This window comes from Pontibacter kalidii, from assembly GCF_026278245.1.
GTDB lineage: Bacteria > Bacteroidota > Bacteroidia > Cytophagales > Hymenobacteraceae > Pontibacter > Pontibacter kalidii.
In genome coordinates, this window is sequence record NZ_CP111079.1 from 1,901,141 (window position 1) to 1,914,573 (window position 13,433).

Here is a 13,433-nt window from a genome sequence, read left to right on the forward strand (position 1 = left end):
AAGCGTGCGGCAGCACAGCAACAGGTGTACAAGTAGTGCAATTTACTATAAAAGTATGAAATAATGCGGTCTCAGCGAACCTTTATCTTCTAAGCTTCCAGGTATTCCTCGGCCAGCGCAGCATAATCGCGGGCTCCGTAGGAAGATGCATCATAGTCCAGGACACTTTTGCCGAACGAGGGGGCTTCTGCCAGCTTGACGTTCATCCGGATCTGGCTGCGGAAAATCTTCTCCTTCACGTTCTCCTGCAGGTACTCCAACACTTCCAGACTCAGCTTGCGGCGCATATCAAACATCACCACTACGATTCCTTTGATTTTAAGTTTCGAATTGAAAGTTTTTTTCACCTTTTGCACCGTATTCATGATCTGGTCGAGCCCCTGCAGCGTCAGTACCTCCATCTGCAAAGGTATTAGCACCTCCTGCGCCGCAGTGAGCGCGTTCAGGGTCAGCACCGATAGCGAGGGAGGACAGTCTATCAGGATAAAATCGAAGCCTTTGGCCTGAGCAAGTATGGACTTCAGGAACTTCTCCCGCTCCGGCTGCGTCACCAGAGAGATCTCAATATCTACCAGTTCATTGGAACCAGGCACTACCCAAAGACCGTTCTTTTCTACCATTACCTCGTTTATGCTCCTGTCGCCCTGGAAAACGTCGGCCAGCGTGGCGTCCGGGCTGGTAACAGCCAGAGAGTAGGAAAGGTTGCTTTGCGGGTCCAGGTCCAGGAGCAGCACTTTTTTGCCGAGCTTGCTGAGCGCACTGCCCAGGTTTATGGTTGTAGTTGTTTTGCCAGTGCCGCCTTTCTGGTTGATAACGGCCACTACATTAGTCTTCATCAGGTTGGTGTTAAGGGTGCAGTATAGCTGGTAGAATACCAGCCATGCCACTAAACTATAGAAATAAAGTATGATTTGAAAGTATGCCGGGGTTAAAGAAAACGGCTTTTAGCCTTTATAATGGTCCAGCAGCAGGCCGGTCGTGACATGGATGTCCTGCCATTGCTTTAGTTCCAGGACCACAGCCACCACACTGGCAGGGTCCAGGTAACCAAGCTGCAGTTCATCCGTTAATTCGCGGGCCAGGCGGGTTATACCAGGGTTATGGGCCACCAGCAGTACCTGCTTCACGTGGTCCGGCAGTTCCCCCAGGCTCCTGATCAGGAGGCTCTCACGGGCGTTGTAGAGGTCGGGATTGTAGGTAATCTGCTCCTCGCTGAAGTATAAGCGGCCGGCAATAAGGCGGGCTGTGGCATTGGCCCTGTTAGCCGGACTTGCCAAAATAGCATCTGCTTTCGAAAATTTTTCACGTAGCCATTTACCGGCATTTCGGGCCTGCTGCTGGCCAAGTGGAGTAAGCTCTCGTTCAAAGTCAGGCTGAAGCGGAAATGGGTCATACGCTTCGGCATGGCGGCAGAGAAGTATAATTCTTTGCATAGAATCTGTCAGGTGAACGTATAGGTATAGCACTGATCCGGCCCTGAGGCCATCTGGTATTTCACGCGTAGTTAAACCCTTCTTATACGGATGAGGTTGTAATTGTTGAAAAAAAAATTTGAACTTTGGGCAAATATTGGCCTTGTTTGCCTGTAAATATAAAGGATGATAAAAAACTTAGTCATAGTAGAGTCGCCTGCCAAGGCAAAAACGATAGAGGGATATTTAGGAAAAGACTTTGTTGTGAAGTCCAGCTTCGGCCATGTGCGCGATTTGCCTAAAGACAACAACGCCATCGACATAGAGCACGGGTTCAAGCCTACCTATGTCGTATCCAGCGATAAAAGGGAGGTGGTGGCGCAGTTGCGCAAGCTGGCAAAAGAGGCCGAGATCGTCTGGCTCGCGTCGGACGACGACCGCGAGGGGGAGGCCATTTCGTGGCACCTGACCGAGGCCCTGAACCTAAACGACGCCAAGACACGCCGCATCGTGTTCCGAGAGATTACCAAAAACGCCATCCTTAATGCCATCAGCACCCCGCGCGGCATCGACATGGACCTGGTAAACGCCCAGCAGGCACGCCGCATACTCGACCGTTTGGTTGGTTTCGAGCTGTCGCCGGTGCTCTGGAAGAAGATCAAGACAGGTCTTTCTGCCGGGCGTGTACAATCGGTGGCAGTACGTTTGGTGGTGGAGCGCGAGCGGGAAATTGAGCGCCATAAAGCAGAGGCCTCCTTCCGCATCACGGCTAACTTTGATGTACAGGGACGCACGCTGGAGGCAGAACTTCCGCAGAAGTTCAGGACAGAGGAAGAAGCGCAGGCTTTTTTGCAGAAATGTATCGGCGCAGCATATGCTATCGAGAACCTGGAGCAGAAGCCACTCAAGCGCAGCCCCGCCCCGCCGTTTACAACCTCTACCCTGCAGCAGGAGGCCAGCCGCAAGTTATACTTCTCGGTGGCCCAAACCATGACGATCGCGCAGCGCCTGTACGAGGCCGGTAAGATTTCCTACATGCGTACCGACTCCGTGAATTTATCGGATGAGGCGATACAAGGGGCTTCGAAGGAGATCGCGAGCTCCTTTGGGGATAAATTTGTAAAAACGCGCCGCTTCAAAACAAAATCTGCCTCAGCACAGGAGGCGCACGAAGCCATCCGCCCTACCGACTTCTCCAAGATGGTAGCCAGCAGCGACCGCAACGAGCAGCGCCTTTACGAACTAATCTGGAAACGCGCCATTGCCTCGCAAATGGCTGACGCCGAAATTGAGAAAACCACTGTTACCATCGGCATCTCCACGCAGCCAGACCAGAAACTGCAGGCTACCGGGGAGGTGATCAAGTTCGAGGGCTTCCTGAAAGTATATATCGAGTCGAAAGACGATGAAGACGAAGGCACTGACGAGGATGTGAAAGGCATGTTGCCGCCGCTGAGCATCGGGCAACATATAGACCTGCGCCAGATGCTGGCCACGCAGCGTTACAGCCGTCCACCGGCCCGCTACACAGAGGCCAGCCTGGTGAAGAAACTGGAGGAAATGGGCATCGGGCGTCCGTCCACTTACGCCCCTACCATCTCCACCATCCAGAAGCGCGGCTATGTGGAGAAAGACAGCCGCGAAGGTAAGGAGCGCAACTTCCAGGTGCTCACGCTGAAAAAAGATAACATCACCACGCAGACCAAAACGGAGATTACGGGTGCCGAGAAAGCCAAACTCTTCCCTACGGATACGGCTATGGTCGTAAACGACTTTTTGGTGGAGCACTTCCCGAACGTGATCGACTACTCGTTCACGGCACGCGTGGAGGCTGAGTTTGACGAGATCGCGCAGGGCACGAAGGAGTGGGAGAATATGCTGGATCAGTTCTACCAGAAGTTCCATGAGCGTATCGAGTCGAGCGAGAATGTTTCCAGGGCTGATGTTTCCGGAGCACGCGAGTTGGGCAACGATCCGGCTACAGGCAAAGCGATCATCGCCAAGCTGGGCCGCTACGGTCCGTATGTGCAGCTGGGCGAGGAGAACGAGGAAACGGGCGAGAAACCAGTGTACGCCAGCCTGCGCAAAGGGCAGTTTATCGAGAGCCTGGCCCTGGAAGACGCACTGGAGTTGTTTAAGCTGCCCCGCATTGTGGGGGTGTACGAAGACAAGGAAATGAAGGCCGCCATCGGGCGCTTTGGTCCCTACATCAGCCATAACAGCAAGTTCTACTCCCTGCCCAAGACGCTGGACCCGCTCAAGGTAACGGCCGAGGAAGCAGTTGCCCTGATTGAGGCGAAGCGCAAGGCCGATGCGGAGAAAGTGATCAAGACGTTCCCCGAGAACCCGGACATTCAGGTGCTAAACGGCCGCTACGGTCCCTACATTGTGGCAGGCAAGAAGAACGTGAAGATACCCAAGGGCAAGGAGCCGAGCGAGCTGACGCTGCAGGAATGCGTTGAGTTGGCAGAGGCCACGCCCGAGAAGAAAGGACGCGGCGGCTTCAAGAAAAAAGCGGATGCCGATAAACCGGCCGCTGCGAAGAAGCCAGCGGCCAAGGCGAAGAAAGCCCCAGCCAAGAAGGCTACGACCGCCAAAAAGGCTGCACCGAAGAAAAAGGCCTAGCCAGAAGTATAAATCAAACGAAAAGAGCACCTTCACCAGGTGCTCTTTTCGTTTGTGGGAGGTTGGGACTACTCTGCCTCCGCCCCGCTTCTCCTGGAGCCGCGGTACAGCTCGTACTTGAGCAGGCGGCACTCGATGGAGCCGTTGTACAGCGGCACACGGCGGGAGGTGCGCAGGCCCACATTTTTAGCAGCTTCCAGGTTCCCGGTAAACACGAAGGCATCATAGCCCTGGTAGCTCTGCTTTAACGTATCGCCAATTTGTTTGTAGAGCAGGTTGATGTCGTCAGACTGGATGCGCTCGTTATAAGGCGGGTTCATCACCACCACGCCATGGCCCTTTGGCGCCTGCGTCTCGAAAAAGTTCGCCTGCTCCACTTTGATGAAACTTTCCAGGCCGGCATTCTCGATGTTGTTTCGTGCGGCTGCTACATAGTCGGCATCCAGGTCATAGCCGATGATCTGCGCCTGCGGGGTGCTCTTCGCTTTCGCCTCAGCGGTGTTCCAAACCAGCTCGAACAGCTGCTCGTTGTAATCCTTCCACTTCTCAAAACCAAAGGGGTCGCGGCGGAAAAGTCCCGGCGCCATGTTCTGCGCCATCAGCGCGGCTTCTATCAGAAACGTACCGGAGCCACACATCGGGTCAACGAAGGGAGACTGTTGATCCCAGCCTGACAAAGCGATGATTCCCGCTGCCAGCACCTCATTGAGCGGCGCCACGTTGGTTTGCAGGCGGTAGCCCCGGCGGTGCAGCGAGTCACCGGAGGAATCGAGCGAAAGGGTGACCACGTTGTCGTGCATGTGCAGGTTCAGGCGCACATCCGGGCGGATCCGGTCCACCGACGGCCGCTCTCCCGTCTTTGCCCGGAACTGGTCTACGATGGCGTCTTTCGTCAGCTGCGACACATACAGCGAGTGCTCGAAGGTAGAGTGGCTCACCACGGCATCAATGGCGAAAGTCATGCCCAGGTCCATGATCTCCGCCCAGTTAGTTTTCTGCACCTGCTCATAAAGGCTTTTTTCGTCGCGGGCCTTAAACTGGCGGATGGGCCTGAGAATACGGATAGCGGTGCGGCACCACAAGTTGGCCTCGTAAAGCTGGCGCATATTTCCCGAGCAGGTCACGGCGCGGTTGCCCACTTTCACGAACTCCATGTCCAGTGCGCGTAGTTCCTCTGCCAGTACTTCCTCCAATCCGGAGAGCGTGGTCACTATGATATTAAAATTCTCGTTCGGTGTCTTCTTCGCCATACTTTATACTTTATCCGGTGCAAAGATAGCGGATAGTACCGCGAGTTCCGAATAAGGCATTGCCAGGCGGCTTTAGAGCAAGCAGGCCAACACCTGTTTTGTGCCTACAGCGCGACCCCAAGGGTGATACCGCTGACAAAATGGAGGCCTGAATAACCGAAATCGAAAGCATTTCGATCGTAGCGCACCTGGCTGTAGTCGGTGCTGATGGAGCTTTTCTTGAGAGCAGCCCCGACATAGAAATCAAACAACAATACCCCCTCAGCTGCCGGGACCTGAAGGCCTATCAAGCCGACTCCCCCTACCCGGTTTATTTTCTCATGGAAGGGGCGCATCCGGTGTCGATACACCTCCAGCCCCTCCGGGTCAGTTTCTCTTACCCACCCTTCCCGCTCAAACTCCACGTTAAAGTGGTGGTAGTTCGCTCCGTAGGCCAGGTACACCCGGCGGTCATACGGGCTGGCATAATCATTAAGGTAGATCTTGTGCTGTACCTCTGCGCCGTAGCCTCTCACCTCTGACTCCTCCTCTCCTTCCCAGTTCCGGCCGGCCAACACATCAACCGTTTTCGAATTGCCAACATACAGCCTGGGTGACAGCACAAAGCCATGCCGCCCTCCAGGCTCCGGCAGCTTCTCGGCATAGAGGTGCAGGCCATTTACGAACAAGTGCTGCGGACTGAATTTTATACTTAGCTGTTTATCAGGAGGGGAAACAACCTCCTGCGCATAGCTCTGCGACAAGAAAAAGAGCATGAAAAGTATACAGCCAGAAATGATCCTGTAAACCATCGGCGGGTCGGGATAAGGTTAAATGGAAGGTTTGATCAGGATGGTGCTGAGTAGCTTCAGCTTGTCGTTCTCTAACCGATACTGATACAGGCCATCGCTGCCGATGACCAGCAGCCGCCCGTTGTCAGGAATCACGTCGAAGGCTTTTATCTGGAAGTGCTGCACCAGCTCCAGCTCCATCACATCCGTAGCATCGTATACTTTCAGCCCCTCGTCGCACACAAAAAGTTTACCCTGGTCTATTCCCAGGCCCTTGGGGTTAGTCATGCCATACTGCTTGAGGAGCGTTGGGGCGGTGATGTTCTGCAAGTCCACGATCTGGAGCTCATTAATGGCCTGCCGGCAGGCGGTGCCCGTACTAAGCGTAACATAGGCATAGCGGCCATCCGTCACCACCGGATCGCAGCTCACCACGTGCTGGTACTGGGAGATATGCTTTGGGGACTCCGGCTGCTGGATGCTGTAGATGTGCATGCCGGTCTGGGTACCGATAAACAGCTTGTCTTCGAAGGGGAAAATGGTTTCGATGCCGAAGCCTATGGGCACCTGCTGCCCCTGTTGCGGGTCTTCCGGGATGCTGATGTTGAATACATGCAGGTTGGAGTGGTCCACGGCATACAAGTAATTGCCGTTGATGGCGAATCTGGCCATCGAGCCGCCTGCGCCCTGCACACCATCAGCCGCAGGTGCAGCTGCATTATCCGTGGTGCAGGAAAACAGCACGCCGCAAGCCAGTACAGTAAGGATGATATTGTAAAGCTTCCTCATGTTATTCGCTCTTTTTAAGTTCCCAACCCACAATAATGGCCTCCTCTGGTGCGCCAGCCATATCATATACTACTCCTAAGTTATCGGGAGGCAACAAGCCTGGCAGGGCATTGCGAACCCGCTTGGCAACCTGCAGGCTGGTTAGGTCGCCCAGTTTAATGGCCAGAAGGTCTACCGCGTTGTCAACGTATAACACATTATCCTTCACCGCCAGATCCACACAGCCGGGCACCTGTATAAAGGCAAGATTAACAGGCGCCTCGGGATTCTTGTTGTCGATTATGTGCACCCCTTTGTAGAGCTCGTTTACCAGAATGTAGTGGCCGTGTCGATAGATTTTGCCGGCGTTGGAGATGGTTCGTGGCTCCTTTTGGAGGATGGAGGCCTCAAGCTGCTGGCGGCTCATCAGGATCGGAACGTAAGCCGACTCCGGCATGGGATCTACGCTCCCCGGACAGGAGCACAGCAGCGGCAGCAGCAGTAACAACAACAGGTTCTTAGCATGTTTTCTCATATCTTGCGCATCTGTTAAAGCCTTGAAACATTGACCATTAAATATATTGAATAATTTACAAAGTTCAATATGAACTTTACGTTATTATATTTTTTAAAATAGCGTAGCAGAACAGTGTCCTACACCTAGCAGTATAAATCCTGCAGAAATCACCTCCCCGACCCAAAACTCTCTAACACAAAATAGCTAACTTTACCGCAAATAACCCGCTTATGAGACTGCAGACCGATTTCCCTTTAAAACCCTACAATACCTTTGGCATTGACGTAAAGGCCCGGCTCTTTGCCCGCTTCGAAACGGTTGAGGAGCTGCAGGAACTGCTGCAGATGCCTGAACTGAAGCAAGAGCAGAAACTTATACTTGGTGGTGGCAGCAACCTGCTCTTTACAAGGGATTTCGACGGCGTGGTGTTGCAGAACGGGATAAAAGGCATTCGTAAGATCGGGGAAGATGAGGAACAAGTATTCTTGAAAGCCGGCGGCGGCGAAGTATGGCATGAGTTTGTGCTCCATACCCTGAACATGAACCTGGGTGGCGTGGAGAACCTCTCGCTGATACCGGGCACGGTGGGCGCTGCGCCGCTGCAAAATATCGGCGCCTACGGCGTGGAGCTGAAAGATGTGTTCCAGGAGCTAGAGGCGGTGAATGTTGAGACGGGCGAAGTACGTATTTTCGACAACGGAGCGTGCCGCTTCGGGTACCGGGAGAGTATCTTCAAGAACGAGCTGAAAGGGCAGTACATTGTCACGCACGTGGTTTTCAAGCTACACAAAAAGCACCGCCCCAACACCTCCTACGGTGCCATAATAAGCACGCTGGAGGAGATGCAGGTACAGGAGCCGAGCATCCACCACGTGAGCGCCGCCGTTTGCCACATCCGCCAAAGCAAGCTCCCGGACCCAAAGCAGATCGGCAATGCGGGCAGTTTCTTCAAAAATCCGGAAATTCCCCTAAGTCAGTATGAGGAGCTGCAAAAACATTACCCGGCTATCCCCTCCTACCCCGTTTCTGAAACAACCGTAAAGGTGCCGGCCGGCTGGCTGATAGAGCAGTGCGGCTGGAAAGGTAAAGTAATCGGAAACTACGGCGTGCACAAAAACCAGGCGCTGGTGCTGGTAAACTATGGCGGGGCCAAAGGCGAGGACATCCGCAAGCTGGCTTTCGAGGTGATTGACTCGGTAAAGGAGAAGTTCGGCATACAACTAAGCCCGGAGGTGAACATCATGTAACATAGGCTGCCTGCTTCGAAAATTTATACTTGATTTAGCCTAACCATTTGCTGCTTCCTGCGCTATATGATGTATTACTTGCTTCATATATGACCTAACAAGTTTACACTATGCGCTCTAAAAACTTTATACTCTACGCAGCACTTTTACTGTCCCTGAACCTGCTCGTCTCCTGCGACGATGACGACGATGACGCCCAGCCGGAACCCACCAACACAGAACTGATTACATCGGGCGAGTGGAAAGGCGATAAGGTATTGCTCAACAGCATCGACGTAGCCCTGATCCCGGGCGTGGGTGAAAACGCCACTACGTTTCAGACGCTCCGCCTCACGGTTCGGGAAGATAACACGTATACCGCCACTTTCCGGGCTGACGGCCAGGACCACACCTATGAGGGCAACTGGGAGTTCAACAGCGATGAAACAAAAGTAACGCTGGAGAACCTCGGCGAAATGGATATCAAGCGCCTGACGATGGACAACATGGACCTAACCACCACCATCGGCGTCGATAACCTGAACCTGTTGGGCGACATCATTGGGGTAGACCCAAGGCTAATCCAAGCCTTTACCGGCGGCAAACCCGTGAATGCTGAACTGAGATTTGTGAAGTAAGGAACGGAATATTGCTTCTTATAAAATAGCCCCGGTACAATGGATGTATCGGGGCTGTTTTTTACAGGAAGCTCTGCTCGCGTAACGGCAGCCTGTCTGTTTTGTATTTTCTGTCTACTTTATACTTTCTGTTATACTTCAGCCCAGCTTTTACTTGTCCTGCCGAACAATCCGGACACTCTGTTTGCCGGCCTCACTCCTTCCTCTCCACTTCCTTCACTTCCACTTTCACGGCATTGTCCTGTGGTCGGATACCGCGGTCGTGCGCTTCGGAATAAACCTGGGTAAACTCGGCCCCTAACAAAAAGATCACGGAAGTATAGTATACCCACACCAGAATGAGGACAAGCGAGCCGGCGGCACCGTAGGTGTCAGCGAGCGGGTCGTGCTGGAAGTAGATGTTGAGGACGAATTTACCGAGCACGAAAAGTATAGCCGTCACCGTGGCGCCCACCCATACATTGGGCCAGCGGATCTTGGCATCCGGGAGCACCTTAAAGACCGCTGCGAAGATGATGATACTGATTAGTATGGAAACAACCACGTTGCCCACCGTGATCAGGTAAACGGCTATTCCGGATAGCTCCTGCCGCAGAAACTCATTGATCAGCCCCATCACCACATCGATAGACAGCGAAACCAGCAGCAGAAAGCCCAGGCTCACCACCATCGCCAGCGACAGCACCCTGTCCACCACCAGCTTAAACCACCCCAACTCTGCCTTCGCCTTCACCTCCCACATGGCGTTCAGGGAGTCCTGAAGGGCTACGAAAACCGTGGTGGCAGAAAATATCATCGTGGAAACACCCACGATGGTGCCGATGGTGGTGGAGGCAGAGCGGTCAGCGTTCTCGATGATGTTCTGTACCTGCTTTGCCCCGCCCTGGCCTATAATGCCGCCAATTTGCCTGGAAAGCTCGCCCTGCACCGCCTCATCGCCAAACACGGCTCCTGCAATGCGCAGCGTGATGATCAGTACGGCGGGTAGTGAGAATATGGTATAAAACCCAATGATGGCAGCCCAGTCGAGCGGCCTGTCTTCACTGAATTTCTTAAACGTACGCTTGGTAAGGGTCCAGCCCAGTTTTAACTTGTCATTCATGTGCCTAAAAGCTTTTTACCTGTTGCTTAAGAGGTATACAGCTCCTATGTACGGCACTTACGAAACTACGATACCCTGCTGCTACTCTTCCAGCACCAGCCGGGCCAGGTAATTCCCCGCTTCGCCCTGCAGCAGCACCTCGCAAGTATATCCATGCTGCTGTGCGTAATCTTCCAGGATGGAGGCATCGATAAAGAGCCAGTTGAACCAGCCGCTTTCCTGGTCTTTATACTTCATATTGTACTTCACCTCGCCGTAATAGCCGGCATTCAGGTCCAGCATCACCGAACCGTCCTCCTCCTCATACATATACAGGATGTCTGCCGACTCCAGCAGGATCTGGCCGCCCGGGTGGAGCAGCGTCTTGGCGTGTTCCAGAAACCGCTCCAGCCCTGCCAGTGTGCCCGCTATGCCAATGCCGTTCATCAACATCAGCAGGGTATCATACCTCGCGCCCTTCAGTTTAAAAACATCCTTTTGCAGCACCTGCTTTACCCCCTGCCGTTGCATAGCCTCCACGGCCCCTGCCGACACATCCAGCGCCGTTACCTCTATCCCTCGCTGCTGCAGTGCCAGGGCATGGCACCCGGCACCCGCGCCCACGTCCAGCACGGATCCGCGGCAGCCGTCCAGAGCCTGCAGTTCCATCTCCGGCATCTCCTCCTCCTTCCGGAACAGGTAGTAGACCGGAATCGCATCATCTTCCGTCAGGCTGCTCTCTACGATAACTTCAGCGTCTTCGGCGCCAGCCATATAATCCAGCACAGCAGTGCCTATCGGGTCGTTTTTCATGTGTGTGTATGGTTCTGGGATGCAATTTCGGAACAATCAGCCGCCGGACAAACAGGTTTTATACTTATCGTATGATAATTTATAAACCGGCGTATACATAGGGCACAGCATCAGGGGTTTAAGCAAAATCAAGGCATCTATATATTGCATATAAGCTGAACTTCTGTAGCTTTAACCTCTGTTTTTGAACGAAGTGCCCTTTTTAGCAAATGCATTCAGCCAGAACCTGCTTATGAATCCGAAACTGGAATCCCAATACCTGCGCCTGGAAGAATCGAGGAACCGCCTGCTGGACGAGCTGGCCGGCCTGGACGGCAATCAGCTGAACACAGCCCCTGCCCCCGGGAAGTGGAGCATTAACCAGCATGTGGCGCACCTGGTATTGGTGGAAGAGCGCGCCCTGGACAATATACGCTACAAGCTGCAGCGACAGGAGGAACTGCAGGATATTAGCCTGGCACAGGAGGCGAAGGCGCTGATGTTGAAACTGGCACTTTACTCGGGCCGCAAGTTTAAAGCACCCGCTATCGTGGCCTCGGTCCCTGAAGCCTGCCACCTGCCGGAGCTGCGCCAACAGTGGGATCAGGCCCGCTTTGAGCTGGAGGATGAATTGACAGCCTTCCCCCAACAGCTGCTGGAGAAAGGTATATTCAAACACCCAATTACGGGCTACCTCACCATCGGCCAAACCCTCTCCTTTCTGCAAGACCACTTCATCCATCACAAGCGCATCATGCAGGCTCAGAAGGAGCTCCTCGTAAAATAGACTCTGTATATTTTATTATATATCAATACAGTACAGCGTTACGTGTAAAGTAACAGTCAATCCAAAGCAGTAAATGTTTCAACAGAACTTAAGGCTTGGGAAGGTGTGAAAACATCCCGATTTTGCGTTTACCCCACCCCCACTGTCCATTATCTCCTTCTTCCGGTCCTCTCTTCCAAATAAAGTATAACCCCCATCCTCCCCCAAAAGTATAAAGCCTGGTACTGCAGCAGATTAATGAAGTTTAAGTATGGAGGACAACCATCTGGGGGTAGACTATGGCTCCAAACTAGCCGGCACTACCACTGCGGCGATGGTGCAGCAGGGCGAGCTGCACGTATGGCAGAGCGATAAGGGGAAAGATGCCGATGTATGGCTGCAGGACCTGGTTGTCCGGCTGAAGCCAGGGGTAGTGTACATAGATGCGCCGCTCACGCTCCCGAAAGTCTACAGCATGGAGGCATATGCGCCCGACTCCGATTTTTTTTACCGGCAGGCCGACCGCGACGTGCAGGCCATGTCGCCGATGTTTCTTGGCGGTCTTACGGCCCGGGCAATCAGGCTCAGAACACAACTCGCCGCAAGCGGGATTGCCATGCTGGAGACCTACCCGGCGGAGGCGGTAAGGCTGTTGCTCCCGCAGCTGCAGGGCTATAAAAAAGACCCCGCCGCCCTTCCGGCCTATGCGGAAATGCTGCAGGGCCTGCTGAAGTATAAGTTACAGCAGCCTCCCCATAACTGGCATCAACTGGACGCCATACTTGCCTGGACCTCAGGCTACAGACATAATACAGGAGAATCTATACTTTATGGGGATGCAAGAGAGGGACGCATTATCGTATAGAGCGGTTTCTACATATCGGCGGCTGTCTCGAGGGTGCGGAACTCCATCTGCAGGGCCTTTATCTTCACCTCTGTATCGGTTGGGATATTACCATTGATATCGTCTTTGCGCTCATTAAGTTTTTCGAGCACCCGCTCGGCCATTTCCCAATCCTCATTGTCCCAGCTATCTTTCTGCGCCCTTACGTTTTCCAGGAGGGCAATATATACCTCCCGCACATTCGTTTCGTTTAGGCTGTCCAGGTCGGCCCACTGCCCCAGCAACCGCTGTTCCCACTCCGCCAGGTCCTCTCCCGTTACATGACGCTGGTACTCCTCATCAGCGTTCCGAAACTCTTGCTTCAGGCTTTGGTAGTCCTGCCTCAGCTCAGCGGAAAAGTTATCCTGCTTACGGTCCAGCTCCTCGGTGCGGGTTTTAAAGTCTTCACGGGCACGTTTCCAGTCTTCCTCCGTGCGTTCGGCCACATTAGAGGTGGCATTGCTCACCCAAGCCCTAAAATCCGCCAGATCGTCTTCTACCTGCTGCTCTCTGGTAGCGGAACAGGAGCTGGCCACTAAACTTATCGTAAAAAGTATGGTCGTTAAGATTCGAAAAGTCCTCTTCATATTATATCGCTGGTTTGATGGTTTCATTCGCTTTATTACGCAAGATTTGCCATATAAGATATTAAAAGTCAATATAGAACATCTTCCTTATTAAACTTTACCTTCCAATTGTTTCCGG

14 protein-coding genes are annotated in these 13,433 nt (G+C 53.3%); 5 read left to right on the forward strand and 9 right to left on the reverse strand.

Annotated features, from left to right (window positions below; genetic code table 11):
* Positions 1 to 89: 89 nt before the first annotated feature.
* Both OH144_RS08110 and OH144_RS08115 read right to left on the reverse strand, forming a co-directional pair.
* Positions 90 to 836 carry a ParA family protein gene (locus OH144_RS08110; protein ID WP_266205794.1) on the reverse strand — a complete coding sequence of 249 codons (747 nt, stop codon included), beginning with the start codon at positions 834 to 836 and terminating at the stop codon, positions 90 to 92.
* A gap of 108 nt (positions 837 to 944) precedes the next feature.
* Positions 945 to 1,433, reverse strand: a complete 489-nt coding sequence (locus tag OH144_RS08115) for a SixA phosphatase family protein (RefSeq protein WP_266205795.1) — start codon at positions 1,431 to 1,433, stop codon at positions 945 to 947.
* 165 nt (positions 1,434 to 1,598) lie between these two features.
* Here OH144_RS08115 and topA point away from each other — a divergent pair, with 165 nt between their 5' ends.
* Complete coding sequence (gene topA / locus OH144_RS08120; protein ID WP_266205796.1) at positions 1,599 to 4,037, forward strand: type I DNA topoisomerase; 2,439 nt, start codon at positions 1,599 to 1,601, stop codon at positions 4,035 to 4,037.
* A gap of 68 nt (positions 4,038 to 4,105) precedes the next feature.
* On the opposite strand, the gene OH144_RS08125 is transcribed toward topA, so the two are convergent.
* The 4 genes from OH144_RS08125 to OH144_RS08140 all read right to left on the reverse strand — a co-directional run bounded on the left by OH144_RS08125 (position 4,106) and on the right by OH144_RS08140 (position 7,360).
* The gene (locus tag OH144_RS08125) at positions 4,106 to 5,287 is read right to left on the reverse strand and encodes a THUMP domain-containing class I SAM-dependent RNA methyltransferase (protein WP_266205797.1); all 1,182 of its coding nucleotides are present in this window, start codon (positions 5,285 to 5,287) and stop codon (positions 4,106 to 4,108) included.
* A 104-nt stretch (positions 5,288 to 5,391) separates the two neighbouring features.
* Positions 5,392 to 6,042, reverse strand: coding sequence for a hypothetical protein (locus OH144_RS08130; protein ID WP_266205798.1), 651 nt, complete (start codon positions 6,040 to 6,042; stop codon positions 5,392 to 5,394).
* A gap of 54 nt (positions 6,043 to 6,096) precedes the next feature.
* Positions 6,097 to 6,846 carry an LVIVD repeat-containing protein gene (locus OH144_RS08135; RefSeq protein WP_266205799.1) on the reverse strand — a complete coding sequence of 250 codons (750 nt, stop codon included), beginning with the start codon at positions 6,844 to 6,846 and terminating at the stop codon, positions 6,097 to 6,099.
* A gap of 1 nt (position 6,847) precedes the next feature.
* Positions 6,848 to 7,360 (reverse strand): hypothetical protein, encoded by a 513-nt coding sequence (locus tag OH144_RS08140; RefSeq protein WP_266205800.1) that lies wholly within the window; start codon positions 7,358 to 7,360, stop codon positions 6,848 to 6,850.
* Positions 7,361 to 7,572: 212 nt separating this feature from the next.
* Between OH144_RS08140 and murB the strand changes: the two genes are divergently transcribed.
* Positions 7,573 to 8,589 carry a UDP-N-acetylmuramate dehydrogenase gene (murB, locus tag OH144_RS08145; protein WP_266205801.1) on the forward strand — a complete coding sequence of 339 codons (1,017 nt, stop codon included), beginning with the start codon at positions 7,573 to 7,575 and terminating at the stop codon, positions 8,587 to 8,589.
* 110 nt (positions 8,590 to 8,699) lie between these two features.
* A complete protein-coding gene (locus tag OH144_RS08150; protein ID WP_266205802.1) occupies positions 8,700 to 9,206 on the forward strand; it encodes a hypothetical protein in 507 nt (168 codons plus the stop codon).
* A 193-nt stretch (positions 9,207 to 9,399) separates the two neighbouring features.
* On the opposite strand, the gene OH144_RS08155 is transcribed toward OH144_RS08150, so the two are convergent.
* Together OH144_RS08155 and OH144_RS08160 are read right to left on the reverse strand one after the other, a co-directional pair.
* On the reverse strand, positions 9,400 to 10,308 hold the full coding sequence (locus OH144_RS08155; protein WP_266205803.1) for a YihY/virulence factor BrkB family protein: 909 nt from the start codon (positions 10,306 to 10,308) through the stop codon (positions 9,400 to 9,402).
* Between the two features lie 81 nt (positions 10,309 to 10,389).
* Positions 10,390 to 11,100 carry a class I SAM-dependent methyltransferase gene (locus OH144_RS08160; protein ID WP_266205804.1) on the reverse strand — a complete coding sequence of 237 codons (711 nt, stop codon included), beginning with the start codon at positions 11,098 to 11,100 and terminating at the stop codon, positions 10,390 to 10,392.
* Between the two features lie 232 nt (positions 11,101 to 11,332).
* Between OH144_RS08160 and OH144_RS08165 the strand changes: the two genes are divergently transcribed.
* Both OH144_RS08165 and OH144_RS08170 read left to right on the forward strand, forming a co-directional pair.
* Positions 11,333 to 11,866: a DinB family protein gene (locus OH144_RS08165; RefSeq protein ID WP_266205805.1), complete on the forward strand. Its 534-nt coding sequence runs from the start codon at positions 11,333 to 11,335 to the stop codon at positions 11,864 to 11,866.
* Between the two features lie 250 nt (positions 11,867 to 12,116).
* The gene (locus OH144_RS08170; protein WP_266205806.1) at positions 12,117 to 12,710 is read left to right on the forward strand and encodes a DUF429 domain-containing protein; all 594 of its coding nucleotides are present in this window, start codon (positions 12,117 to 12,119) and stop codon (positions 12,708 to 12,710) included.
* An 8-nt stretch (positions 12,711 to 12,718) separates the two neighbouring features.
* Here the strand turns inward: OH144_RS08170 and OH144_RS08175 are convergent, their stop codons facing one another.
* Positions 12,719 to 13,315 (reverse strand): hypothetical protein, encoded by a 597-nt coding sequence (locus tag OH144_RS08175; protein WP_266205807.1) that lies wholly within the window; start codon positions 13,313 to 13,315, stop codon positions 12,719 to 12,721.
* Between the last annotated feature and the right edge of the window lie 118 nt (positions 13,316 to 13,433).

Excerpts from the sequence above, each read along its gene's own strand:
- OH144_RS08110 (WP_266205794.1), bottom strand. The coding sequence starts at position 836 with ATGAAGACTAATGTAGTGGCCGTTATCAACCAGAAAGGCGGCACTGGC.
- OH144_RS08170 (WP_266205806.1), top strand. The coding sequence starts at position 12,117 with ATGGAGGACAACCATCTGGGGGTAGACTATGGCTCCAAACTAGCCGGC.
- OH144_RS08175 (WP_266205807.1), bottom strand. The coding sequence starts at position 13,315 with ATGAAGAGGACTTTTCGAATCTTAACGACCATACTTTTTACGATAAGT.
- OH144_RS08150 (WP_266205802.1), top strand. The coding sequence starts at position 8,700 with ATGCGCTCTAAAAACTTTATACTCTACGCAGCACTTTTACTGTCCCTG.
- OH144_RS08155 (WP_266205803.1), bottom strand. The coding sequence starts at position 10,308 with ATGAATGACAAGTTAAAACTGGGCTGGACCCTTACCAAGCGTACGTTT.
- OH144_RS08125 (WP_266205797.1), bottom strand. The coding sequence starts at position 5,287 with ATGGCGAAGAAGACACCGAACGAGAATTTTAATATCATAGTGACCACG.
- OH144_RS08135 (WP_266205799.1), bottom strand. The coding sequence starts at position 6,846 with ATGAGGAAGCTTTACAATATCATCCTTACTGTACTGGCTTGCGGCGTG.
- OH144_RS08115 (WP_266205795.1), bottom strand. The coding sequence starts at position 1,433 with ATGCAAAGAATTATACTTCTCTGCCGCCATGCCGAAGCGTATGACCCA.
- OH144_RS08165 (WP_266205805.1), top strand. The coding sequence starts at position 11,333 with ATGAATCCGAAACTGGAATCCCAATACCTGCGCCTGGAAGAATCGAGG.
- topA (WP_266205796.1), top strand. The coding sequence starts at position 1,599 with ATGATAAAAAACTTAGTCATAGTAGAGTCGCCTGCCAAGGCAAAAACG.
- OH144_RS08140 (WP_266205800.1), bottom strand. The coding sequence starts at position 7,360 with ATGAGAAAACATGCTAAGAACCTGTTGTTGTTACTGCTGCTGCCGCTG.
- OH144_RS08130 (WP_266205798.1), bottom strand. The coding sequence starts at position 6,042 with ATGCTCTTTTTCTTGTCGCAGAGCTATGCGCAGGAGGTTGTTTCCCCT.
- murB (WP_266205801.1), top strand. The coding sequence starts at position 7,573 with ATGAGACTGCAGACCGATTTCCCTTTAAAACCCTACAATACCTTTGGC.
- OH144_RS08160 (WP_266205804.1), bottom strand. The coding sequence starts at position 11,100 with ATGAAAAACGACCCGATAGGCACTGCTGTGCTGGATTATATGGCTGGC.